Origin of the sequence: Ruegeria sp. HKCCA5763 (assembly GCF_013034545.1) — a bacterium.
Classification (GTDB): domain Bacteria; phylum Pseudomonadota; class Alphaproteobacteria; order Rhodobacterales; family Rhodobacteraceae; genus Ruegeria.
This window is the reverse complement of record NZ_WQGF01000001.1, coordinates 772,868-795,805: the sequence shown is the minus strand read 5'-3', so window position 1 is coordinate 795,805 and position 22,938 is coordinate 772,868. Positions and strand designations below refer to the sequence as shown.

General features: G+C 55.8%; 20 protein-coding genes, 3 tRNA genes and 1 pseudogene. 13 read left to right on the top strand and 11 right to left on the bottom strand.

Features of this window, described 5'->3' with window-relative positions:
- The first annotated feature begins 95 nt into the window (after positions 1 to 95).
- Entirely contained in the window at positions 96 to 1,595 is a 1,500-nt protein-coding gene (locus GOV89_RS03895; RefSeq protein WP_171237513.1) for a CoA-acylating methylmalonate-semialdehyde dehydrogenase, read from the top strand.
- A 201-nt stretch (positions 1,596 to 1,796) separates the two neighbouring features.
- The gene (locus GOV89_RS03890) at positions 1,797 to 2,381 is read left to right on the top strand and encodes a L,D-transpeptidase (protein ID WP_171089788.1); all 585 of its coding nucleotides are present in this window, start codon (positions 1,797 to 1,799) and stop codon (positions 2,379 to 2,381) included.
- 67 nt (positions 2,382 to 2,448) lie between these two features.
- On the opposite strand, the gene GOV89_RS03885 is transcribed toward GOV89_RS03890, so the two are convergent.
- Together GOV89_RS03885 and GOV89_RS03880 are read right to left on the bottom strand one after the other, a co-directional pair.
- Entirely contained in the window at positions 2,449 to 2,925 is a 477-nt protein-coding gene (locus tag GOV89_RS03885) for a fasciclin domain-containing protein (protein ID WP_171237512.1), read from the bottom strand.
- Positions 2,926 to 2,996: 71 nt separating this feature from the next.
- Positions 2,997 to 3,848, bottom strand: a complete 852-nt coding sequence (locus GOV89_RS03880; protein WP_171237511.1) for a class I SAM-dependent methyltransferase — start codon at positions 3,846 to 3,848, stop codon at positions 2,997 to 2,999.
- 137 nt (positions 3,849 to 3,985) lie between these two features.
- On the opposite strand from GOV89_RS03880, the gene GOV89_RS03875 reads away from it, so the two are divergent.
- From GOV89_RS03875 to GOV89_RS03855, 5 genes are all read left to right on the top strand, one after another.
- Positions 3,986 to 5,101: a carboxylate-amine ligase gene (locus GOV89_RS03875; protein WP_171237510.1), complete on the top strand. Its 1,116-nt coding sequence runs from the start codon at positions 3,986 to 3,988 to the stop codon at positions 5,099 to 5,101.
- Positions 5,102 to 5,202: 101 nt separating this feature from the next.
- Entirely contained in the window at positions 5,203 to 6,345 is a 1,143-nt protein-coding gene (locus tag GOV89_RS03870) for an acyl-CoA dehydrogenase family protein (protein WP_171237509.1), read from the top strand.
- Positions 6,346 to 6,352: 7 nt separating this feature from the next.
- Entirely contained in the window at positions 6,353 to 7,393 is a 1,041-nt protein-coding gene (locus GOV89_RS03865; protein ID WP_171174279.1) for an enoyl-CoA hydratase/isomerase family protein, read from the top strand.
- A 3-nt stretch (positions 7,394 to 7,396) separates the two neighbouring features.
- Positions 7,397 to 8,269, top strand: a complete 873-nt coding sequence (gene mmsB, locus GOV89_RS03860) for a 3-hydroxyisobutyrate dehydrogenase (RefSeq protein WP_171237508.1) — start codon at positions 7,397 to 7,399, stop codon at positions 8,267 to 8,269.
- Positions 8,270 to 8,375: 106 nt separating this feature from the next.
- Positions 8,376 to 8,699, top strand: a complete 324-nt coding sequence (locus GOV89_RS03855; RefSeq protein ID WP_253284419.1) for a hypothetical protein — start codon at positions 8,376 to 8,378, stop codon at positions 8,697 to 8,699.
- Between the two features lie 16 nt (positions 8,700 to 8,715).
- Here GOV89_RS03855 and uvrA read toward each other — a convergent pair whose 3' ends face one another.
- From uvrA to GOV89_RS03840, 3 genes are all read right to left on the bottom strand, one after another.
- Positions 8,716 to 11,574, bottom strand: a complete 2,859-nt coding sequence (uvrA, locus tag GOV89_RS03850; protein WP_171237507.1) for an excinuclease ABC subunit UvrA — start codon at positions 11,572 to 11,574, stop codon at positions 8,716 to 8,718.
- A gap of 178 nt (positions 11,575 to 11,752) precedes the next feature.
- Positions 11,753 to 11,829: transfer RNA gene (locus GOV89_RS03845), tRNA-Asp, on the bottom strand.
- Positions 11,830 to 11,874: 45 nt separating this feature from the next.
- A tRNA-Asp gene (locus GOV89_RS03840) sits at positions 11,875 to 11,951 on the bottom strand.
- Positions 11,952 to 12,131: 180 nt separating this feature from the next.
- Between GOV89_RS03840 and GOV89_RS03835 the strand changes: the two genes are divergently transcribed.
- Positions 12,132 to 12,206 (top strand) — tRNA-Val (locus GOV89_RS03835).
- A 111-nt stretch (positions 12,207 to 12,317) separates the two neighbouring features.
- Positions 12,318 to 13,904, top strand: a complete 1,587-nt coding sequence (locus GOV89_RS03830) for an APC family permease (protein WP_171237506.1) — start codon at positions 12,318 to 12,320, stop codon at positions 13,902 to 13,904.
- Positions 13,905 to 13,952: 48 nt separating this feature from the next.
- On the opposite strand, the gene lon is transcribed toward GOV89_RS03830, so the two are convergent.
- From lon to GOV89_RS03810, 4 genes are all read right to left on the bottom strand, one after another.
- Entirely contained in the window at positions 13,953 to 16,361 is a 2,409-nt protein-coding gene (gene lon / locus GOV89_RS03825) for an endopeptidase La (protein WP_171174286.1), read from the bottom strand.
- Positions 16,362 to 16,584: 223 nt separating this feature from the next.
- Positions 16,585 to 16,995: a DUF6636 domain-containing protein gene (locus GOV89_RS03820; protein ID WP_253286245.1), complete on the bottom strand. Its 411-nt coding sequence runs from the start codon at positions 16,993 to 16,995 to the stop codon at positions 16,585 to 16,587.
- Between the two features lie 89 nt (positions 16,996 to 17,084).
- Entirely contained in the window at positions 17,085 to 18,215 is a 1,131-nt protein-coding gene (tgt, locus tag GOV89_RS03815) for a tRNA guanosine(34) transglycosylase Tgt (protein ID WP_171237505.1), read from the bottom strand.
- A gap of 63 nt (positions 18,216 to 18,278) precedes the next feature.
- Complete coding sequence (locus GOV89_RS03810; RefSeq protein ID WP_171237504.1) at positions 18,279 to 19,190, bottom strand: nucleoside hydrolase; 912 nt, start codon at positions 19,188 to 19,190, stop codon at positions 18,279 to 18,281.
- Positions 19,191 to 19,365: 175 nt separating this feature from the next.
- Between GOV89_RS03810 and GOV89_RS03805 the strand changes: the two genes are divergently transcribed.
- From GOV89_RS03805 to GOV89_RS03795, 3 genes are all read left to right on the top strand, one after another.
- A complete protein-coding gene (locus GOV89_RS03805; RefSeq protein WP_171237503.1) occupies positions 19,366 to 20,256 on the top strand; it encodes an SPFH domain-containing protein in 891 nt (296 codons plus the stop codon).
- The gene (locus tag GOV89_RS03800) at positions 20,256 to 20,534 is read left to right on the top strand and encodes an NfeD family protein (protein ID WP_171237502.1); all 279 of its coding nucleotides are present in this window, start codon (positions 20,256 to 20,258) and stop codon (positions 20,532 to 20,534) included. The genes GOV89_RS03805 and GOV89_RS03800 overlap by 1 nt, the downstream gene beginning before the upstream one ends.
- Before the next feature lie 94 nt (positions 20,535 to 20,628).
- On the top strand, positions 20,629 to 20,991 hold the full coding sequence (locus GOV89_RS03795; protein WP_171174302.1) for an SUF system Fe-S cluster assembly protein: 363 nt from the start codon (positions 20,629 to 20,631) through the stop codon (positions 20,989 to 20,991).
- A 36-nt stretch (positions 20,992 to 21,027) separates the two neighbouring features.
- Here the strand turns inward: GOV89_RS03795 and GOV89_RS03790 are convergent, their stop codons facing one another.
- On the bottom strand, positions 21,028 to 21,369 hold the full coding sequence (locus tag GOV89_RS03790) for a hypothetical protein (protein WP_253284420.1): 342 nt from the start codon (positions 21,367 to 21,369) through the stop codon (positions 21,028 to 21,030).
- A 215-nt stretch (positions 21,370 to 21,584) separates the two neighbouring features.
- On the opposite strand from GOV89_RS03790, the gene GOV89_RS03785 reads away from it, so the two are divergent.
- Entirely contained in the window at positions 21,585 to 21,950 is a 366-nt protein-coding gene (locus GOV89_RS03785; RefSeq protein WP_171176184.1) for an iron-sulfur cluster assembly accessory protein, read from the top strand.
- Here the strand turns inward: GOV89_RS03785 and GOV89_RS03780 are convergent.
- Positions 21,947 to 22,858 (bottom strand): annotated as a pseudogene (locus GOV89_RS03780) (isopenicillin N synthase family dioxygenase). The gene GOV89_RS03785 and the pseudogene GOV89_RS03780 sit on opposite strands and share 4 nt — an antisense overlap.
- Positions 22,859 to 22,938: the final 80 nt, after the last annotated feature.

Below are 22,938 nucleotides of genomic sequence, written 5' to 3'. Positions count from 1 at the left end.
TTTTGCATTTTTGCAAAACTCCTTTGAGACATTGCCTCTGTTCGCGGGATTTCTGCAAGCCTATTCTGCGCGCAAATCTATCGGAGGAGCTATTGATGCAAGATCTGACCCATTTCCTGAACGGCGAAATGGTCGCCGGTACATCCGGTCGTTTCGACGACGTTTACAACCCGGCGACGGGCGAAGTTCAATACAAATGCCCAATGGCCAGCGCGGCAGAAACCACGGCAGCAATTGAAGCGGCAGCAGCGGCCCAGCCCGCATGGGGCGCAACCAACCCGCAGAAACGTGCGCGCGTCATGATGGCCATGGTTGGCTTGATGAACCGCGACATGGACAAACTGGCCGAGGCGCTAAGCCGCGAACACGGCAAAACTCTTCCCGATGCCAAGGGCGACCTGCAGCGTGGTCTTGAAGTGATCGAGTACTGCATCGGCGCGCCACAAATGCTTAAGGGTGAGTTCACCGACAGCGCAGGCCCCGGCATAGACATGTATTCGATGCGCCAGCCTTTGGGTGTTGTGGGTTCGATCATGCCCTTCAACTTCCCCGCCATGATGCCGCTTTGGCATGTTGGACCGGCGCTGGCTTGTGGGAACGCCGTGGTCCTGAAACCGTCCGAGCGTGACCCGTCGGTTCCGCTGATGCTGGCTGAACTCTTCATCGAAGCCGGTCTGCCCAAAGGTGTGTTCCAGGTCGTGAACGGTGACAAAGAAGCCGTTGATACGATCCTCGACAGCGAAATCATCCAGGGTGTCAGCTTTGTGGGGTCTACCCCGATTGCGCAATATATCTACAGCCGCGCAACCGCCAACGGCAAACGCGCCCAGTGTTTTGGCGGTGCCAAGAACCACATGATCGTCATGCCCGACGCTGACTTAGATCAGGCGGCTGACGCTCTGGTTGGTGCCGGATTTGGAGCGGCAGGCGAACGCTGCATGGCAATCTCGGTCGCGGTTCCCGTTGGTGAAGAAACTGCGGACAAGCTGATCGAAAAGCTGATCCCGCGTGTCGAAAAGCTGAAAGTCGGCCCTTACACGGCCGGTGATGATGTCGATATGGGTCCGGTCGTCACCGGGGCCGCAAAAGAACGCATCCTAGGTCTGATCAACTCGGGTGTTGAGCAAGGCGCCAAGCTGGTTGTCGACAACCGTGACTTCAGCCTGCAGGGCTATGAAGATGGCTTTTTTGTTGGCCCCCACCTCTTCGACCATGTCACCCCGGACATGGACATCTACAAACAGGAAATCTTTGGCCCGGTCCTGTCCACCGTACGCGCCGGTTCGTATGAAGAGGCGCTGAAGCTGGCGATGGACCATGAATATGGCAACGGAACCGCGATTTTCACCCGTGACGGTGACACCGCGCGTGATTTTGCCAGCCGGATCAATATCGGCATGGTTGGCATCAACGTGCCGATCCCGGTTCCGCTGGCCTATCACACCTTTGGTGGCTGGAAGAAATCGATGTTCGGGGACCTGAACCAGCACGGCCCTGACAGCTTCAAATTCTACACCCGAACCAAAACCGTGACCTCGCGCTGGCCGTCGGGCATCAAAGAAGGTGGCGAGTTCAACTTCAAAGCCATGGACTGATTGGAACGATCATTACGCTGACAAACCCGGCCTTATCTTGGGCCGGGTTTTGCATTTTTCCGCCGATAAGCAGGCTCACGTGCCAATCTCACGAGAAATTCAGCTTTGATACTCTGGAAAAACTCATCAAAGCAAAATATTTTGTCGGGAAGTGTGTACCGAGCAGTGAAATTATCGGAGGCAGTCTTGTCCCATTCCCGTATGACCCGTCGTTCCGCCCTGTTGGGCGCAGCATCATTGGTGGCAACCCCTGCCCTTGTTCGGGCACAAAGCACAGATGCTTTCCCAGAAACAGAAGACGCCATCAGCACGCAATTGCCAGTGCGCCGCAACGTGTCCTCGTTCTCGCAACAGAACTGGCAGGATCACTTTGATGAGCTTGGTGTTGGCTGCCTGCTGGCCGATATCACAAGCCGCGCCGTGCATTATTGGAGCCCGGACGGAACGTATAAGCTTTACCCAAGTTCGGTTCCGATGAGTGAGGAACTCACCAAACGCGGTTACACAAAAGTCGTACGCAAAACCGAATTCCCAAGCTGGACACCAACGGCGTCCATGCGCGAGCGGGATCCCTCGTTGCCTGTACGGATGGAAGGTGGCGACCCTGGCAATCCATTGGGCACCCGCGCTATGTATCTGGGCTGGCCAGCTTACCTGGTTCACGGAACGCATGACACGCGCAAGATTGGCCGTCAGAGCTCGTCTGGATGTATCGGACTCTACAATCAGCACGTGGAAGAGCTGTATCCACTGGTTCAGATTGGGACACAGGTGCGTCTGGTCTGATTTGCCAGTCGTAAAAAGCAAAAGCCCCGGTCAATCGCCGGGGCTTTGTTGTTTTTTAATCCGTGGCTTATTCCGGCAGAATAACTGCGTCGACCACGTGAATCACGCCATTGCTGGCTTCAATGTCGGCTTGCACAACCTTGGCATCATTCACCTTAACGCCGTTCTTTGCGTTAACGCTCAGCCGGTCGCCCTGAACGGTCAGAACCTTGGCGCGCTTGTCAGCGATGTCGCCAGACATCACTTTGGCCGGAACCACGTGATAGGTCAGGATCGACACAAGCTGATCTTTGTTCTCGGGCAGCAGCAGGGATTCCACCGTACCTTCAGGCAATGCTGCGAACGCCTCGTCAGTCGGGGCAAATACGGTGAATGGGCCATCGCCCTTCAACGTATCAACCAGACCAGCGGCCTGAACGGCAGCGACCAAAGTGTTGAACGATCCGGCGGCAACGGCCGTGTCAACAATGTCAGCGGCCTGCGCCTTCAGCGGCATGGCAAATGCAAGTGCGGCGGCTGCGCCCATGAATGTGCGACGGAACATAGCTGTCTTCTCCTCTCCAGCGTGTTATGAAAAGGGGTACGGACCTTTTGCCGCAGCGGATCACTCTGAGATCATTTTTCTTTGAGTTGCACCCAGATGCTCTGCGCTCGTCCCTCAGTCAGAAACGGCAAGGCGGCAACGGCATCCGGGCGTTCCTGTTGAAGGTAATATCCCGGCCAAAGCATTGAATACGCGCCAGATTGCAGCAACGCGTGCAGCATGTACTGCTCTCCCCAACCGGGGCAATCATAGAAGAAACGTTTGGGATATTCGTAGGGTAAAAAAACATCGTGCACATGAATGACCACGCCGGCTTTCAGCGCAGGAATGATGCGGCAGAACAGATGGGCGACGTCGTTGCTCATCCGCACAACATGGCTTGAATCGATGAACAGAACGTCTCCGGCTTCAAGCTCGGCAAAAAGCGACGGGTCAACTTCTTCAAGACGTTTTTGTTCGAAGTGGTCCGCGACATGGGCAATGTCGGCCCGCGGGTAAGGGTCAATGGCAGTGATCGTGGTGTCCAACCCGCCGTCAATAATCGCTTGCCGGGTCACACGGGTTGAGTTCCCGCACCCCACCTCGATCACGCGCTTGGGCTGAAAGCGGCGGATCATCAGATACAACGCATCTGCATCCGGGCTGTCGTAATAGCCGTTGCCTGTGCGATAGCCAGTCTGATTGCGCGCCGGGTCTTTCAACGCCTGCAGTTCCGCCTTGTGACGGTCATATTCCGCCACCAGTTGCGCGACATCGAAACCTTCCATACCCGGAGATAACGCGTAGGCCGGGCGTGTCAGCCCTCCGGCAGCTTCAAAAGCCTCAAGCCGCGCGCGTTCATCCTGTTCGGTAACCTTGTCGATCAGCCTCACCCCCAACTCGTCCAGAGCAGCGTTAATCTTTGGGAATTTTCTGGGTTTCACGGCGTTGGCTCCACGGTCTGTGCTGATCCGTTCCTTACAATTGCCGCCAGTGCCAGTGCAAGGACAAGACGGGCAAACCCTTGGCAAAAGGCAAATTTCCGTATTCACTGAAACTTACGACAGCCAAAGGGGGCTCCATGCAGCAAGAATTCACACTGGGCATTGAAGAAGAGTATCTTCTGGTGGATCGCGACAGCCTGCAATTGTCAGAGGCCCCGGAAGCGCTGATGGAGGCCTGTCAGAATGATTTCGAAGGTCAGGTAAGCCCCGAGTTCCTGCAATGTCAGATTGAAGTCGGCACGCGCCCGCACACAACAATCGCCTCGGCGCGGGAAGACCTGAAACGCCTGCGATCCTGCGTGTCAAAACGTGCTGCCGAATACAATCTGTCCCCGATCGCAGTATCCTGTCATCCCTTCGCCAATTGGAAGGATCAACATCACACCCGCAAGGAACGATATGACGCCTTGCAACACGCGTTAGGCGGCGTAGCACGTCGGATGCTGATCTGCGGGATGCATGTACACGTGGGGGTCGAAGACCCCGCCCTGCGCGCCGATCTGATGCCGCAGCTCTCTTACTTTTTGCCCCATCTTTTGGCGCTGTCCACATCCTCTCCATTTTGGAGCGGTGAAGATACCGGCCTATCATCGTATCGCTTGACCGTGTTCGACAACCTTCCACGAACCGGCCTGCCCCCAGTTTTTGGCAGTTGGGCTGAGTATGAGCGCACCACAGGTATACTCGTCGAACTGGGCGTGATTGAGGACACGACCAAGATATGGTGGGACCTGCGCCCGTCGCATCGTTTCCCTACGCTTGAAACCCGGATCATGGACGTGCAACCCCGGCTGGAGCACACGTTGTCCCTCGCAGCACTCGTTCAGGCACTGACCCGAATGTTGTGTCGACTGAAAGACCGCAACCTGCGTTGGCGGCAATATGATCGCTTCCTGATCGGAGAAAACCGTTGGCGTGCGCAGCGTTATGGCGTGGGCGAAGGATTGATTGACTTCGGCGACCGCTCGGTCAAGCCGATGTCCGAACTGATCGGCGACCTTATGGGGTTGTTGGCGGAAGACACCGAAGCGCTTGGAACGATGACCGAACTTGCGCGGTTACGGCAGATCGCCGAAAACGGCACTTCGGCCACCCGTCAACGCCGCGTTCACGCCGAGGCCGTCGCGCGCGGGGACGATCCCGGGCAAGCAGTCGTGCGCCATCTGATCGAGGAATTCCACGCGGATCTCTAGACTGCTCCAGCGTTTTGCGCCCCATTGTTGAACCTGCAAAATTTCTGTAAGAATTCGGAAATAAACAACCGTTCAATTCATTGCCGACGGGAGACAGCGCCATGGATTTCGCACTCAGCGAAGAACAAACAGCCATTTTCGACATGGCGCATGCATTTGGTCAGGAAAACATTGCACCTTTTGCGCGGCAGTGGGAATCCGATGGCACCATTCCCAAAACTTTGTGGCCACAGATCGGCGAGCTTGGTTTCGGAGCTTTGTATGTTTCCGAGAACAGCGGCGGCTCGAACCTGACCCGCCTGGATGCAACACTGGTTTTTGAGGCCCTTTCAATGGCCTGCCCTTCGGTCGCGGCCTTCCTGTCGATCCACAACATGTGCGCCAAGATGTTGGACAATTTCGCGGATGATGACCTGAAGGCGCGGATCATGCCCGATGTTCTGAGCCTCAATACGGTTCTGAGCTATTGCCTCACCGAACCCGGTTCCGGCTCGGACGCAGCGTCCTTGAAGACACGCGCCGTACGCACGAACGAAGGCTATACGTTGAACGGCACCAAGGCATTCATCTCGGGCGGTGGGTATTCCGATGCCTATGTATGCATGGTGCGCACCGGTCAGGACGGCCCCAAGGGTATTTCAACCGTTTATGTCGAGGACGGAACTCCGGGTCTTAGCTTTGGAGCACTGGAAGAGAAAATGGGCTGGAAAAGTCAGCCCACCGCGCAGGTGCAGTTCGATGATTGCAAAATCCCGGCAGGCAATCTTGTCGGCACCGAAGGCGACGGTTTCAAATATGCCATGATGGGCCTCGACGGCGGGCGACTGAACATCGCGGCCTGTTCCCTTGGTGCCGCGCAGACCGGTTTGGATATGACGTTGCAATACATGTCCGAACGCAAGGCGTTTGGCCAATCCATCGACCAGTTCCAGGCCCTTCAGTTCCGCCTGGCGGATATGGAGATTGAACTACAAGCCGCACGGACCTTTCTGCGTCAAGCCGCTTGGAAACTAGATAACGGCGCGCCCGACGCCACTAAGTTCTGCGCCATGGCCAAAAAATTCGTGACCGAAACCGGATCGAAGGTGGTGGATCAGTGCCTGCAGCTGCATGGTGGTTATGGCTATCTTGCCGACTACGGCATTGAAAAGCTTGTGCGCGATCTTCGGGTGCATCAGATATTGGAAGGCACAAATGAGATCATGCGCGTGATCGTATCGCGTCAGATGCTTGCCAACCGCTGAGGGCCACATGTCAGACATTGAAATCCGCACCACAGGCCGTGCCGGACGCATCACCCTGACCCGCCAACATGCTTTGAACGCAATGAGCTACGAGATGTGCATGGCCATCGACGCGGCGATGCGCAACTGGCGCGAAGACGATGCCGTTGACCTTATCATTCTGGACGCCGAAGGTGAAAAAGCCTTTTGCGCAGGTGGAGACATCGCCGAGCTCTACGAAACCGGGACCAAGGGCGACTATGCCTACGGGCAGACATTCTGGCGTGACGAGTACCGTCTGAATGCGATGATCTTCGAATATCCCAAGCCGGTCATCAGCTTTCTTCAGGGCTTTACCATGGGCGGCGGTGTCGGCATCGGGTGCCATGGCAGCCATCGCGTTGTCGGGGAAAGCTCGAAAATCGCGATGCCAGAATGCTCGATTGGTTTGGTACCGGATGTGGGCGGCTCGCTTATGCTGGCCCTCGCCCCCGGTCGGTTGGGCGAGTTTTTGGGAACGACTGGGTTCCGAATGGGCCCTGCGGATGCAATTCTGGCAAGGTTCGCGGACCATTACATCCCTCAATCACACTGGTCCGATTTGACTGAGATGCTTGAGGCCTCTGGCGACGCAGGGCTGATTTCACAACATGCCGAAACACCACCCGCCGGAGAACTGGCCGAGTTGCAGGCCGACATTGATCAGCATTTCTCGGGCGAAACACTTGGCGACATCGTGACGAGCCTGCGCAACAGCGACCACGATTTTTCGCAGAAAACCCTAGCGACTCTGGGAAAAAACGCCCCCCTTTCCACGGCCTGTACGGTTGAAATGCTGCACCGTCTGCGCGGCCCCGCTTTGTCCATACGGCGCGCCCTGGAGTTGGAATACCGTTTCACCCACCGGTCGATGGAACACGGTGACTTTCTGGAAGGTATCCGCGCGCAAATCATCGATAAAGACCGCAGCCCGAACTGGCAGTTTGCCGATATGAACGTCCCTTTGACGGCCGTTTCGAAAATGCTGCAACCGCTGGGCGCGGATACCCTGACATTTGAGGAGGACTAAAAGATGCAGATCGGTTTCATTGGGCTGGGAAATATGGGCGCGCCCATGGCGGCCAACCTGGCAAAAGCCGGGCATCAGGTTCTGGGGTTTGATACGGCTGGCGTCACCGTGGAAGGTGTCACTCAGGTCGAAACGGCGTCTGACGCGGTTGCGGGTGCTGATGCGGTCATCACCATGCTGCCAAACGGCGCTATTCTAAGGGCCGTTGCGGATCAGGTCATTCCCGCAATGTCAAAAGGGGCTGTGTTAATCGACTGCTCGACGGTTGACGTGGACAGCGCGCGTGCGGTTGCGGATCAGGCTATGGGAGCCGGACTTTTGTCCGTGGATGCGCCGGTTTCCGGCGGTATCGGCGGTGCAGCGGCAGGTACGTTAACGTTCATGGCCGGCGGATCGGAAGCCGCATTCGCCAAAGCTGCACCGCTGTTCGAGATCATGGGACAAAAAGCGGTTCACTGTGGCGAAGCCGGGGCCGGACAAGCCGCCAAGATCTGCAACAATATGATCCTTGGCGTCACCATGATTGCCACCTGCGAGGCTTTTGCACTGGCAGACAAACTGGGATTGGACCGGCAAAAGATGTTCGATGTCGTCAGTACATCGTCAGGCTATAGCTGGACGATGAATGCCTATTGCCCTGCCCCCGGCGTTGGCCCGCAAAGCCCTGCTGACAATGACTACACGCCCGGATTCGCCGCCGAGCTCATGCTAAAGGACCTGCGTCTCAGCCAGCAAGCAGCAGACAGCGCTGATGCGGATACACCGATGGGTCAGGTCGCGACTTCGCTATATGAACAATTTGTTGAAAATGAAGACGGATTGGGCCGCGACTTCAGCGCGATGCTGCCACGCTTTGAAAAACGAGGGCGCGAATAGGCAATTCGGCGGCCTCTTGCCCAGCCATTTGACAGACAATCGGCAAGGGGCCATCTATCCAGTCATGTTCCGAGGCGTCTTCAGCCTGTTCGTAAGGGAAAGTGACATGACAAGATACCTGGTGACTACAGCGATGCTTGTGGCGGTGACGCTTGTACCTGTTACATCCGTGGCAAAAAACAAAATCGGGCATTGCCCACCGGGTTTAGCCAAGAAGTCCATTCCTTGCGTGCCTCCCGGGCAAGCAAAAAAGATCTATCGGAACGGCGATTTCATCCGCAACGACTATCGATGGGTAGACAATCCGTACCGTTATGGGCTGAACCGAAACTATTCCTACATTCGCGCGGGTGACTACGTGTACCGGGTCGACCCAGACACACGCAAAGTCTTGAACCTGATCGGTGCGGTTGCCGATATTCTGAACTGATCTGAAGGCGCTAAGCCTATTCAGCAGCAACGCGCGCGTTGTCTAACATCGATTTCAGATAGCGACCGGTATGACTGCGCTCGACTGTGGCGACATCTTCGGGTGTGCCCGTAGCCACTATCTCACCTCCGCCATCGCCGCCTTCGGGACCAATGTCGATGATGTGATCTGCAGTTTTCACCACGTCCAGATTGTGCTCGATCACAACAACCGTGTTCCCCTGATCGACCAACTCATGCAGCACTTCCAATAGCTTGCGTACGTCTTCAAAATGCAAACCCGTGGTCGGTTCATCTAGGATATAGAGCGTTCGCCCGGTTGACCGTTTCGACAATTCCTTGGACAGCTTCACGCGTTGCGCCTCGCCACCGGATAGCGTGGTGGCCTGCTGACCGACCTTGATATAGCCCAGCCCAACGCGGGCCAAAGCGTCCATCTTATCGCGGATCGACGGCACAGCCTTGAAGAACTCCTGCGCGTCTTCCACCGTCATATCAAGCACATCAGCGATGGACTTGCCCTTGAACTTGATCTCAAGGGTCTCGCGGTTGTAGCGCGCGCCTTTGCACGTCTCGCAGGTAACGTAGACATCAGGCAGAAAGTGCATTTCGATCTTGATAACACCGTCACCCTGACAGGCTTCGCACCGGCCTCCCTTAACGTTGAAACTGAAACGACCAGGTTTGTACCCACGCGCTTTCGCCTCGGGCAAACCCGCAAACCAGTCTCTGATCGGCGTGAAGGCCCCGGTGTAAGTGGCTGGATTCGAACGCGGAGTTCGCCCGATCGGGCGTTGGTCGATATCGATAACCTTGTCCAGGTGCTCAAGCCCCTTGATCGTCTCACACGGCGCTGGAGTCTGTCGCGCACCATTTAGGCGCATCGATGCGGTTTTGAACAACGTCTCAATCGTCAGCGTGGACTTGCCGCCGCCAGACACCCCTGTCACACAGACAAATTTGCCCAAGGGAAATTCAGCCGTGACGTTCTTGAGGTTGTTACCAGTGGCTTTCACCACAGTCACTTTCTGCTTCTTGCCCGCGCGCCGTTCAGCCGGAACCGCGATTTCCCGGGTCCCCGCCAAATATTGCCCGGTGATAGAGGCAGCATCACCCGTAATGTCCGCCGGCGTACCGTGACTGACGACCTGCCCCCCGTGCACACCCGCTCCGGGGCCAATGTCGAACACATAATCGGCCTCTCGGATGGCCTCCTCGTCATGTTCTACAACAATTACCGTGTTGCCCTGATCCCGCAGGTTCTTGAGCGTTCCCAACAACCGGTCATTGTCACGCTGATGCAAGCCGATAGAGGGCTCGTCCAACACGTAAAGAACCCCAGTCAAACCCGAGCCGATCTGGCTGGCCAAACGAATACGCTGGCTTTCCCCGCCCGACAGTGTTCCACTTGAACGCGAAAGCGTAAGGTATTCCAAACCAACATTATTCAGAAACCCAAGACGTTCGCGAATCTCTTTCAGTATGGCGCGCGCGATTTCATTTTTCTGAGCGCTCAGATGGTTCGGCGCGTCCTCAATCCAGGCCAAAGCCTCTCGGATTGACATCTGCACCACTTGCCCGACATGCAGACCAGCGATCTTGACCGCCAGCGCCTCGGGCCGCAGGCGATACCCCTCACACGTGCCGCATGGACGGTTGTTCTGGTACCGTTCAAATTCCTCGCGAATCCAAGCGCTGTCAGTTTCACGATAGCGGCGCTCCATATTCGGGATCACGCCTTCGAAACTGCGCGTCACCTGATAAACGCGTCCACCTTCATCATAGCGGAACTGGATCTCTTCATCGCCAGAGCCGCGCAGGAACACCTGCTGCACCTTCTGGGGCAGGTCTTTCCATGGTGTGTTCTTGTCGAACTCGTAATGCCGCGCAATGGCTTCGATGGTCTGAAGGAAATACGGAGACTTACCCTTGCGCCACGGCGCCAAGGCCCCGTCATAGAGTTTCAGCGACTGATCGGGCACCACAAGCCGCTCGTCAAAGAACAACTCGACCCCCAAGCCATCACAATCGGGGCAAGCCCCAAATGGCGCGTTGAAGGAAAACAGGCGCGGTTCGATCTCGGGGATGGTAAACCCGCTGACCGGGCAGGCAAAGTTCTCGCTAAAGGTGATCCGCTCTGGGTCACCCTCACGCGGGGCAGTTTCCAGAATCGCAATACCGTCAGCCAGATCCAAGGCTGTGCGCAGGCTGTCGGCCAAGCGGGTCTCCATACCCTCTCGGACAACCAGTCGATCCACCACGACATCGATGTCGTGGCGGAATTTCTTGTCCAGCGTCGGCGGTTCATCCAGTTCGTAGAACTCACCATCGACCTTGACGCGCTGAAAGCCTTGCTTGCGCAACTCCAGGAATTCTTTTTTGTACTCACCCTTGCGATCTCGCACGATGGGGGCCAGCAGGTAACCTCGCGTGCCCTCCTCCATCGTCACGATCCGGTCGACCATGTCCTGTACCTGCTGCGCCTCGATCGGCTGTCCGGTCGCCGGGCTATAGGGGGTTCCAGCGCGTGCGAACAGCAGGCGCATATAGTCATAGATTTCCGTAACCGTCCCAACAGTTGAACGCGGGTTCTTGGACGTTGTCTTCTGTTCAATGGAGATTGCCGGACTCAGACCGCTGATATGATCGACATCGGGCTTTTCCATCATGTCGAGGAACTGCCGCGCATAGGCAGACAGGCTTTCAACATAGCGACGCTGCCCTTCGGCATAGATGGTATCAAAAGCCAGCGAGGACTTGCCCGAACCAGACAAGCCGGTGATCACCACCAGCTGATCCCGAGGGATATCAACATCGATGCCTTTGAGGTTATGCTCGCGCGCGCCGCGCACCTCGATATTCTTCAGCTCAGCCATTTCCGGCCCCCAAGAAACAAGTGGTTTAGAGATAGGCGAGCTTGCCTGAGTCTCCAACAGAAAAGTTAGAACATTTAGTGAACATACGAGTTTTAGCCGAGCAAATCAAACCGCAGCTGCTTAATCGGGATCTTCGCTGCGAAGCTTTTAAGCCGATCGGTTGAGAGTAAGAGGAAAATGGCGCGGTTGACGGGGCTCGAACCCGCGACCCCCGGCGTGACAGGCCGGTACTCTAACCAACTGAGCTACAACCGCGCATCTATTTTCGTGGCCGTTGTCCTGGGCCAAGGTAAGCAGCGATGGCGCGGTTGACGGGGCTCGAACCCGCGACCCCCGGCGTGACAGGCCGGTACTCTAACCAACTGAGCTACAACCGCCCGCTGCACGTTCATTGCTGAACGTTGGGGTGTATTATGGCTACGCTCGGGCAGCGTCAAGCGGCGTTTTGAAGTTTTTTGTCAGAATCCAGTTTTTTGTTTACCCGCAGATTTTCGCGCGCAGACCATCGTCAAATTCGCTTGCAGCCGAACCACAGGACAGATAACAACGCGTCCCATGGGTGATTAGCTCAGTGGTAGAGCGCTTCGTTCACATCGAAGATGTCAGGAGTTCAAATCTCTTATCACCCACCATTCCTTTTCGCAGATTACGCTTGAAATTGAGGGGCTTGCCAGCGCGCGACCTCGGCGACTATCGTGCTTCATCGGCCGAACCGTGTGCCGATTGCAAAGTCAGGGGTCGTTATGGCAGAGCTAAAGCGAGACATCGGCCTGATCGGACTAACCTTTATTTCGGTTGGAGGAATCATCGGTTCGGGCTGGTTGTTCGGCCCCCTTCTGGCGGTTCAGCATGCCGGACCTGCGGCTATCCTCTCGTGGGTGATCGGCGCGGCTGCGATGTTCATTTTGGCAATCACTTTCGCAGAAATCTCAGCCATGCTGCCTATTCCGGGTGGGATTGCCAGGGTTCCGCAGTTTTCACACGGCAATATCGTTTCAATGGCCATGGGATGGACGGCTTGGATTGGCTACAACACCACTGCCCCCATCGAAGTGGAGGCGATGCTGAAATACCTCGCGCCATACGCGCCCTGGCTGCATGCCGCCGATACAGGCGACCTGACAGGCGCGGGTATATTTGCGGCCCTTGTATTCATGCTGCTTTTCGTTGCCGTCAACGCGCTTGGGGTCAAGTTTTTCACACATGTGAATGCCGCTTTGACGTGGGCCAAGATCGCTATTCCGGTCGTTCTGTCTGTTCTACTAATTTCCAACCGTTTCAACGCTGACAATTTTACACATCCGGATGGGTTTGCACCTTATGGCTTGCAGGGAGTCATGGCTGCAGTTTCGACCGGCGGTGTCATTTTCTCGTTCATAGGATTTCGTCATGTGGTCGATATGGCGGGAGAAGTGCGAAATCCGAAATTTGCAATCCCCACCGCCCTCGTCCTGTCGATCATCATGTGCGCCGCAATCTATCTTGGCCTCCAAGTGGCTTTTATCGGCGCGCTGGATCCATCTTTGCTGGCTAATGGCTGGTCGCAACTGAGCTTTGGGGGCGAAGGCCCATTGGACGCTGTAATCATGTCGGTCGGGTTGGTCTGGTTCATCAGCTTGCTGAATGTCGGATCAGTCGTTGGCCCCTTTGGCAACGGATTGGTCGCAACCGGGTCGAATGCCCGTATTGCCCTTGCCCTGTCCCAAAACGGTTTTCTACCAAAACGTTTGCAAAACTTGTCTTCGTTTGGGGTTCCGGTATGGGCTTTGGCGTTGAATTTTCTGATCGGGACTCTGTTCCTTTTGACCGTTCCCTTTACTACCGTCATCGCCCTGAACGGTGCCGCTATTGTTTTGTCATTCGCAGTTGGCCCAATCGCCGTCGTTTGCCTACGGGATCTGCTGCCAGACCAACCCCGTTCAATCCGCATCCCAGCGGTGCGTCTGGTCGCGTTGACTGCCTTCGCCATTGCAACCCTGATTGTCTATTGGAGCGGTTGGGACACTGTCTGGCGCCTTGGGATCGCGCTTATCGTTGGAAAAATTCTGCTGCTTATCCGGTTCCGAGGGCGCCTTGATGAAATGGACCTGACCGAAGCCGTTTGGTTGATGCCTTATTTTGCCGGACTCGGGTTAATCTCATTTCTGGGTCAATTCGGCACCGGGTCTTTGAAGCAGATCCCGTTTGGGTGGGATATTCTGCTTTGTGTCGTGTTTTCCGCGATCATCTTCGCCCTCGCGATACGTTCAGCGCTGTCTGACGAGAAATTCATGAAATACATAGCGGAAGAAGAGATACTTGATCCAAAGCTGCCCGTTGTCGGGCTGTAAAAAAGGCAGAGCGTTGCTCTGCCTTTTTCCGTTTTCTATTAATGCAATTTAATGCGCTGTGGCTGAAGCATCCGCAGATTTGGCCGAAGCGGCGGCCGCAGCGGCTGCTTCCTCTGCCGCTTCGTCCCACTCGATCGACTCAGGCTTACGCACCAGCGCCTGCTTCAGAACTTCCGAGACGTGCTTTACAGGGATGATCTCCAACCCTTCCTTCACATTGTCAGGGATGTCCGCCAGATCCTTTTCATTCTCTTCCGGGATCAGAACGGTCTTGATGCCACCACGAAGAGCCGCCAGCAGTTTTTCTTTCAGCCCGCCAATCGGCATTGCATTACCGCGCAGCGAAACTTCGCCGGTCATGGCAATATCCTTGCGCACCGGAATGCCGGTCAGCACAGACACGATCGATGTCACCATCGCCAGGCCAGCGCTAGGGCCGTCTTTGGGCGTCGCCCCATCCGGCACATGAACGTGAATGTCCAATGTGTCGAACTTTGGCGGTTTCACCCCGATCTGAGGTGAAATCGACCGCACATATGACGAAGCCGCATCGATGGATTCCTTCATCACATCGCCCAGCTTACCTGTGGTCTTCATCCGCCCCTTACCAGGCAGTTTCAGCGCCTCGATATGCAGCAGATCGCCACCCACGGACGTCCAAGCCAGGCCGGTCACGACACCGATCTGATCGTCCTGCTCAGCCAGACCATAACGGAACTTTGGCACACCCAGGAAATCATCCAGATTGTCTGGTGTTACGGTGACCGACTCCGCCTCTTTCTTGATGATCTTGGTCAACGATTTCCGCGCCACCTTGGCGATTTCACGTTCAAGGTTACGAACACCCGCTTCGCGGGTATAAGTGCGAATGATCTTCTGCAGCGCCTCATCGGTCAGCTCAAATTCCTTGGCCTTCAGACCATGGTTCTTGACCTGCTTTTCGATCAGGTGCTGTTTCGCGATCTCGCTCTTTTCCTCTTCGGTGTAACCGGCCAGCGGAATGATCTCCATCCGGTCCAGCAGAGGCCCTGGCATATTGTAACTGTTTGAAGTCGTCAGGAACATCACGTTGGACAGGTCGTATTCGACCTCCAAATAGTGGTCCATGAAAGTGTTGTTCTGTTCCGGATCCAGCACCTCAAGCATTGCCGAGGCCGGATCACCACGGAAATCCTGACCCATCTTGTCGATTTCATCCAACAAGATCAGCGGGTTCGTGGTTTTCGCCTTTTTCAGCGCCTGGATGATCTTACCCGGCATCGAACCGATATAGGTCCGACGGTGGCCCCTGATCTCGGATTCGTCGCGCACACCGCCCAACGAGATGCGAATGAACTCGCGCCCCGTGGCTTTTGCAACCGATTTACCCAAGCTGGTCTTACCCACGCCCGGAGGGCCAACAAGGCACAAGATCGGGCCCTTCAGCTTTTTCGAACGCTGCTGAACTGCCAGATACTCGACGATGCGCTCCTTGACCTTCTCAAGCCCATAGTGATCGGCATCCAGAATGTCCTGCGCGCGCCCAAGATCCTTTTTGACGCGGGATTTGGTGCCCCACGGCAAAGACAGAATCCAATCCAGATAGTTGCGCACAACGGTCGCCTCGGCCGACATGGGCGACATGTTCTTGAGCTTTTTCAGCTCTCCTTCGGCCTTTTCACGCGCTTCTTTGGATAGTTTGGTCTCGGCGATTTTCTCTTCCAGCTCAGCGACTTCGTTCGATCCGTCTTCGCCATCGCCAAGTTCCTTCTGAATGGCTTTCATCTGCTCATTCAGATAATATTCGCGCTGTGTCTTCTCCATCTGGGATTTGACGCGGGTCTTGATCTTTTTCTCGACCTGCAGAACCGACATTTCGCCCTGCATCAGACCATAGACTTTCTCAAGCCGTTCGCTGACGCTGAGGGTCTCCAGCAGCTCTTGCTTTTGTTCGACCTCGATGCCCAAGTGGCCCGACACAAGGTCGGCCAGCTTTGCAGGCTCGGTGGTTTCCCCCACTGCCGCCAGCGCTTCTTCGGGGATGTTCTTGCGCACTTTGGCGTAGCGTTCAAACTCATCCGCAACGGTACGCAACAGGGCTTCGGTTGTCGTAACGTCGCCGGGGATTTCGGTCAGATATTCTGCCCGAGCCTCGAAAAACTCTTCGTTTTCAAGAAACTCAGTGATCTGCACACGCGCCTGCCCTTCGACCAGAACCTTCACGGTGCCGTCGGGCAGCTTCAGCAGTTGCAGCACATTGGCCAAAACTCCTGCGCGATAAATCCCTTCTTCATCGGGATCATCAACGCCGGGGTCGATCTGGCTGGACAACAGAATTTGCTTGTCATCCTGCATCACCTCTTCCAAAGCGCGGACCGATTTATCGCGGCCCACAAAGAGCGGCACAATCATATGCGGGAACACCACAATGTCGCGCAGCGGCAGGACGGGGTATGAGGAATTCAGAGGCTCTTGCATGCTCTATCCTTATCGTTGGCAAGACGGCACGTGTCCCTCATCGAGGCAACATTTGGCCATCTCCTGTCTTGGACGATAAAGGTGGGGCCTCATCGCCCTTTTTCAACCTTACCGCCGTGTATCGTGTTTCAGCATGAACCGAGGTTTTCGGGACTGCAAGACGTCCAAGGAACATATCCACCGAAATTAGCACGACAAGCATAGGCGACGTGCACTTCAAAGGTCAGAACACCCGCTGTACTGCGCGAGACAGGAAAAACCCGTGACCGTCTTGGTTGCGACATTCCAGACCTTTTGTCGAAGAACTGCAGGTGAATCCTCCGAACTGACCAGTGACCCCATATTCCGCACGGTCATATCCGTCTTTGTTACGATTCAGCGGCTGGCACAACATCTCTACCTGGCCAGTGTCGAACATCAGAAAATCATGCCCCCAGTCGGATTGACAATTCGCGGGGCGTGGCATCGCAGGTGGGCCGGATTTTTCTATGATCGTACATTGTATATCCGAGGACGAAGCACTTTCCCCGACCGAGCACTGAATGTTTTCGGACGGAGTTTCGAAGGTCCAGACATCTGAAATGGCAGGTGTCGCGCAGAAAATTGCTGCGCCGAGAATAAGGCGAAACATCATAAACTCTCCGGGTCACAGACTAAAATGGCATTGCTTGAAGTGGCACTAGACTACCGGAAAGCCACGCAATTGTCACCCAAAGGGAAAGGTTACAAGGGTTCGATATCACCTTGCGCACGCTGCGCATGAAACTCGGCCTGCCAGGCGACAAACGTGCCCGCAGCAATCGCATCTCGCATCCCCTGCATGATCTCTTGGAAGTAATGCAGGTTGTGCCAGGTCAGCAACATGCCCGAGATCATCTCATTGGCGCGGAAAACATGGTGCAGGTACGCGCGCGAATAGTTGGAACAAGCGGGACATGTGCAGTTTTCATCCAGCGGACGCGGGTCATCCGCATGGCGGGCATTCTTGATATTGACCACACCGCGACGTGTGAACACTTGCCCCGTGCGGCCCGAACGCGACGGCAACACACAGTCCATCATGTCGATCCCACGCGCGACGGCGCCGACGATATCGTCTGGCTTACCAACACCCATCAGGTAACGCGGTTTGTCTTCAGGCAGAAAATCGGGGGCGTAATCAAGGCAGCCAAACATGGCCTCCTGCCCCTCACCCACAGCCAGACCGCCCACCGCGTAGCCTTCGAAACCAATAGATTTCAACGCTTCTGCGCTTTCTTCGCGCAGGTCCTGTTCCAAACCGCCCTGCATAATGCCGAACAGGGCGTGACCCGGACGATCCCCAATCGCGTCACGCGACCGTTCTGCCCATCGCATCGACAACCGCATGGACTCGGCGATGCGATCCCGGTCGGCAGGCAGCGCGGGGCATTCGTCAAAGCACATCACAATGTCCGAGCCCAGCAAGCGCTGAATCTCCATTGACCGCTCGGGCGTCAGTTCGTGTTTTGATCCGTCGATATGAGATTTGAAGGTCACGCCCTTTTCGGTCAGCTTGCGCAGCCCTGCCAAAGACATGACCTGAAACCCGCCCGAGTCGGTCAGGATGGGGCGGTCCCAGTTCATGAACTTGTGCAACCCGCCCAAACGGTCGATCCGTTCCGCAGTTGGTCGCAGCATCAGGTGATAGGTGTTGCCCAACAGAATATCCGCCCCGGTGGCGCGCACACTTTCGGGCATCATCGCTTTGACCGTCGCGGCTGTGCCCACAGGCATGAAGGCTGGCGTCCGCACCTCTCCTCGCGGCGTGATGATCACACCCGTGCGTGCCTTGCCGTCTGTTGCCTTAAGCTCAAATGAGAATTTCTGCGTCATGTCATCGCCTCGGATCGCCGAACCGGGCAGGCTTTGCCCGATCCGTTCCGTCTTTGCAACCCGTCAGGGCAACGAGGCCACGCGGTCCGTGAACAGACGTACAACCCCTGCCCCGTCCACATCGCGGCACACCCGGATCGCGGGTCGGTCGGGATCTGGTTGTGTCGCCCCCATTTGATCGCCTTCGGTGACAACCCGCAGCCCGGTTTCAACCATATCGAACATTGCTTGATGGGAACACGCAATCACGGCTGTTGAATCGTGCAGGCCGCAGCCTTCCAGCCCCCCGATCTCTTTGTAAAACTTCAGATAGAATCTGGAGATGTCGCGCAGAAACGCCCCCATATCGGGTGACTTTTGCGCCAATGCTTCGAAGTCCGCCGTTTCGTAAAGCGTTTTCAGGGTCACGTCCAATCCAACAAGAACTGTGTTGGCCGGGGCGGAAAAGACCTCTTCAGCAGCAAGAGCGTCGTGATAGATATTGGCCTCGGCGTGTTGGTTGATGTTGCCCGGGCAGTAGACCGCGCCTCCCATGACCACCAATTCGCGCAGATTGCCTGCAAATTCCGGGTCCAGACGCATTGCGTTTGCAATGTTAGTCAAGGGCCCCACGGCGCAGACTACAAGTTCACCCTTATGGGCTCGGGCCATTTCAACCAGAAACTCGGCTGCTGGCAACGCGTGGTTCTGTCCAATCTCCGGGATTTCGGTCAGATCACCAAAACCTTCGGGGCCATGAACATGCTCCGACGGCGCGTGCGTGTCCGCCCCCAGCGGCACCGCAGCCCCTTCGGCCACAGGCAAGTCCAACCCAAGCTTGTAAAGCAAAAACCGCGCGTTGCGACTGGATTGGTGCACATACGTGTTGCCAAAAACCGTTGTCAGACCGATCAGGTCAATTTCTGGCGCGGCGGCAGCATACGCGATGGCCATTGCATCGTCGACGCCGGGATCTGTGTCGATAATCAGTTTCATCCCCGCCCGATACCGCAAACGTCGTGGGATGCAAACCGGTCACAGCCACAATATTCCGGGCCGCGCCCACGCGTTCAGGCATTTGCATAACGCTCCAACCCACTCATACCAGAGTTGAAATCGGGCGACTCAATCCCCAAATGTATACCATAGTACACAATAATAAGAGGACAGAATGACCGAAGATCAGATTATCGGATTGCTTTCGTCAAACATCATTTACCTGCTGGCAGCTGTGCTGGTGGTTGTCGTTATTCTCAAAGGCATCAAGATTGTACCGCAGTCCGAAAAATACGTGGTTGAGCGGTTTGGCCGACTGCATTCGGTGCTTGGCCCCGGAATCAATTTCATCGTTCCTTTTCTGGATGTTGCACGCCACGAAATCTCGATCTTGGAACGCCAACTGCCGAATGCGACGCAGGACGCAATTACCAAGGACAACGTGCTGGTGCAGATCGACACCTCGGTCTTCTATCGCATTCTTGAACCGGAAAAGACGGTTTACCGCATCCGCGACGTAGACGGCGCGATTGCGACCACTGTCGCCGGGATCGTGCGCGCCGAAATCGGCAAGATGGATCTGGACGAGGTTCAGTCGAACCGCGCGCAATTGATCACGCGCATCCAGGAAAGCGTTGAAACCGCAGTCGATGACTGGGGCATCGAAGTGACTCGCGCCGAGATTCTCGATGTTAATCTGGATCAAGCGACCCGCGATGCCATGCTGCAACAGCTGAACGCGGAACGTGCCCGCCGCGCGCAAGTGACCGAGGCCGAGGGTCAGAAACGCGCCGTTGAACTGCACGCTGATGCTGAACTTTATGCCGCTGAACAAACCGCCAAAGCCCGCCGCATTCAGGCTGAAGCTGAAGCCTATGCTACGGGCTTCGTGGCCAAGGCCATTCAGGACAACGGTATCGAGGCCGCCCAGTATCAGGTTGCTTTGAAGCAGGTTGAAGCCCTTAATGCGCTGGGCAACGGGTCTGGCAAACAGACCATTGTTGTGCCAGCGAACGCCCTTGAAGCCTTTGGCGATGCGTTCAAAATGCTCAAAGGAGGAAAGTGATGGCAGAACCCTTCTGGCTGACATGGTGGATTTGGCTGGCGGCCGCACTGGCGCTCGGTATCCTCGAGATTGTTCTGCCGGGATTCATCTTTCTTGGTTTCGCAATTGGCGCAGCAATCACGGGTCTTCTCTTGATCATTCCGGGTCTGACAATGTCGCTTCACGTCCTTGCGTTGATCTTTGCGGTGCTGTCGCTTGTCGCGTGGCTTGTCTTGCGCAAGCTCTTTGCGCTGCCGCATGGTCAAGTCAAAACCTTCAAACATGATATCAATGATTGAATCGCGGTGGCGCTTGTCTGAGCGCCACGCCCCCACTGGACGCTGATACGGCTATTCCCTATATAATCACTCAGGCAACTGACCCGAGGCAAAGATGACTCACCCGAGCGAACAGTTTGAAGGCACACCGCTGATTGCGCCGTCAACAATTGAACACCCGTTGTACGACGCCGTGGTTGAGGCGTGCCGCACGGTCTATGATCCTGAAATCCCGGTCAACATCTATGACCTCGGCTTGATCTACACGATTGATATTACTGCGGATAACGCAGTTAAGGTGATCATGACCCTGACTGCGCCCGGATGCCCAGTGGCCGGTGATATGCCCGGATGGATCGTGGAAGCGATTGAACCCGTAGCCGGCGTCAAAGAAGTTGACGTTGAACTGACCTGGGAGCCGCCCTGGGGTATGGAGATGATGTCGGACGAAGCTCGTCTGGAACTGGGCTTTATGTAAACTAAATACCCGCGACTAACATGTCTGCGAACACAGTTACTCCAGATCGCAGGTTGCTTTGATCTCTGCGGCACGGGCATCCAGTTCATTGATGTAATCACCAGACAACATTTGCAGGTGTTTGTGTTCGGTTCCTGTAACCAGACCCAGCAGAGCACCGGCGGGCGTGATCGAAGCGATGCTTTCAAGCTGCTTGGTCTCGGCATGTTCCTTTTCGGCCTGAATAGCGCGCAGATCACCTGCCGCTGTCGCACAGTTTACCGGGTGCCTCTCGGCATCTGTGATAGCCAACGCACCGGTTGCAGTTAAACTGGCAAGCAGAAAAGTAAGAGTAGATCCTTGAAAAACCAGCTTAACAAAACGGATCAAGTCATTCATATTTATGATCTTTCTGCTGCAATATGAATTCCGGAACACGGGACGTTGCACCCATTCCAGCAAAGCTAAACCCGCTTTCCTGTTTAATGCAAGGTTTCAAGGAGGAAGCCAATACCAAGTTGGTTTAGCCAAAAGGCACTCTTTAACACTCGTGACCTTGAGCCCGAGGCGTTTGAGCCCTAAATTGGGATTGACGCGTGACAACGGAGATTTACATGTTCGGCATCCCCGGCAAACAGGCTGTGACCATGACGCCCAAAGCCGCAGAGCAGATTACACGCCTGATGAATTCGGGCGGGCATGCTGGTTTGCGCATTGGCGTCAAGAAAGGCGGCTGTGCAGGCATGGAATACACCATGGAATATGTAGACCAGGCAGATCCGCATGATGAGGTGGTCGAGCAAGACGGAGCGCGCGTGATGATCGCACCGATGGCGCAGATGTTCCTTTTTGGAACCGAGATCGACTACGAAGTGTCCCTGTTGGAAGCAGGCTTCAAGTTCAAGAACCCGAACGTTGTTGATTCCTGCGGCTGCGGTGAATCAATAAAGTTCGACGCAAACCTCGCGTCGCAGTCCTAACTGGTTCGCAGGTGAACATAGGTTTCGTTGAACCGTTTGGTCAGATGATCACCGGCCGAGATCACTTGGCCTGACCCAGGTGGCGCGACATTGGTGTCAAAAGACGGGTTGAAGAACATAGGGACCGAGATTCGCTCGTGCGATCCACCAACAACCCTGTGTTCGGTCGCCTTCACCTGCCCTGCTGTCCAAAATTCCAGCATCTCACCAAAGTTGATGATAAACACGCCCGGTTCGGCCTAAACCTTTTCCCATGCGCCATCAGGCATCCGCACTTCCAAACCGGCAGCGCCGTCTGTGGCCAGCAAAGTCAGGCAGCCATAGTCTGTATGCGCGCCAATACCAAAATCCTGCTCTCCGGCCCAGGCGGGCCGTTTTGGATAATAATTGCCGCGCAGCAGAGCCATTGGCGCATCGAATGCCTGATCGAAACTGTCCGCTTCCCGACCCAGTGCCACCGCAATCGCACGCAGCACCCGCATCGCTACACCACAGGCATCGACGTAATAGGCTTGTACAATTTCACGGAAAGCATCGGGTTGCTCGGGCCATTGATTTGGGGCGTACACGCTTAGGTTCTTTGCACGGTAGGGGTTGTCCAGCGGCAGTTCGTATCCGCAATCGAACACTTCTTTGAAGTCAGGGTTAACTGTTGGGTCGACCTGTTCGGACTGTGACGCACCCCAACCTCGGTTGGATCCCGTTGCAGCCATGTCCACCAAACGCTTCTGGTGTTCCGGTAAACGGAAGAAACCCTTGTAGGCAGCTATAACGTCGTTGATGCGGTCAGCCGTCAGGCCCGTGTTGCAAACGGTCAAAAACCCGACCTGACCAACGGCTTGGCGCAGGCGGGAAAGCTCATAAGCGTCTCGGGCGTCCAGCTTTTTCAAGTCGAGGTTGTCGATCATGGCGCTCTCCCAGAATTTGCGACATTCCTGCCAATCACCCGTGGAGCTTGTAACCGGAATTGTATGGCGAGGACAACGAT

Excerpts from the sequence above, each read along its gene's own strand:
- GOV89_RS03895 (WP_171237513.1), top strand. The coding sequence starts at position 96 with ATGCAAGATCTGACCCATTTCCTGAACGGCGAAATGGTCGCCGGTACA.
- GOV89_RS03890 (WP_171089788.1), top strand. The coding sequence starts at position 1,797 with ATGACCCGTCGTTCCGCCCTGTTGGGCGCAGCATCATTGGTGGCAACC.
- GOV89_RS03885 (WP_171237512.1), bottom strand. The coding sequence starts at position 2,925 with ATGTTCCGTCGCACATTCATGGGCGCAGCCGCCGCACTTGCATTTGCC.
- GOV89_RS03875 (WP_171237510.1), top strand. The coding sequence starts at position 3,986 with ATGCAGCAAGAATTCACACTGGGCATTGAAGAAGAGTATCTTCTGGTG.
- GOV89_RS03870 (WP_171237509.1), top strand. The coding sequence starts at position 5,203 with ATGGATTTCGCACTCAGCGAAGAACAAACAGCCATTTTCGACATGGCG.
- GOV89_RS03865 (WP_171174279.1), top strand. The coding sequence starts at position 6,353 with ATGTCAGACATTGAAATCCGCACCACAGGCCGTGCCGGACGCATCACC.
- mmsB (WP_171237508.1), top strand. The coding sequence starts at position 7,397 with ATGCAGATCGGTTTCATTGGGCTGGGAAATATGGGCGCGCCCATGGCG.
- GOV89_RS03855 (WP_253284419.1), top strand. The coding sequence starts at position 8,376 with ATGACAAGATACCTGGTGACTACAGCGATGCTTGTGGCGGTGACGCTT.
- uvrA (WP_171237507.1), bottom strand. The coding sequence starts at position 11,574 with ATGGCTGAGCTGAAGAATATCGAGGTGCGCGGCGCGCGCGAGCATAAC.
- GOV89_RS03830 (WP_171237506.1), top strand. The coding sequence starts at position 12,318 with ATGGCAGAGCTAAAGCGAGACATCGGCCTGATCGGACTAACCTTTATT.
- lon (WP_171174286.1), bottom strand. The coding sequence starts at position 16,361 with ATGCAAGAGCCTCTGAATTCCTCATACCCCGTCCTGCCGCTGCGCGAC.
- GOV89_RS03820 (WP_253286245.1), bottom strand. The coding sequence starts at position 16,995 with ATGATGTTTCGCCTTATTCTCGGCGCAGCAATTTTCTGCGCGACACCT.
- tgt (WP_171237505.1), bottom strand. The coding sequence starts at position 18,215 with ATGACGCAGAAATTCTCATTTGAGCTTAAGGCAACAGACGGCAAGGCA.
- GOV89_RS03810 (WP_171237504.1), bottom strand. The coding sequence starts at position 19,190 with ATGAAACTGATTATCGACACAGATCCCGGCGTCGACGATGCAATGGCC.
- GOV89_RS03805 (WP_171237503.1), top strand. The coding sequence starts at position 19,366 with ATGACCGAAGATCAGATTATCGGATTGCTTTCGTCAAACATCATTTAC.
- GOV89_RS03800 (WP_171237502.1), top strand. The coding sequence starts at position 20,256 with ATGGCAGAACCCTTCTGGCTGACATGGTGGATTTGGCTGGCGGCCGCA.
- GOV89_RS03795 (WP_171174302.1), top strand. The coding sequence starts at position 20,629 with ATGACTCACCCGAGCGAACAGTTTGAAGGCACACCGCTGATTGCGCCG.
- GOV89_RS03790 (WP_253284420.1), bottom strand. The coding sequence starts at position 21,369 with ATGAATGACTTGATCCGTTTTGTTAAGCTGGTTTTTCAAGGATCTACT.
- GOV89_RS03785 (WP_171176184.1), top strand. The coding sequence starts at position 21,585 with ATGTTCGGCATCCCCGGCAAACAGGCTGTGACCATGACGCCCAAAGCC.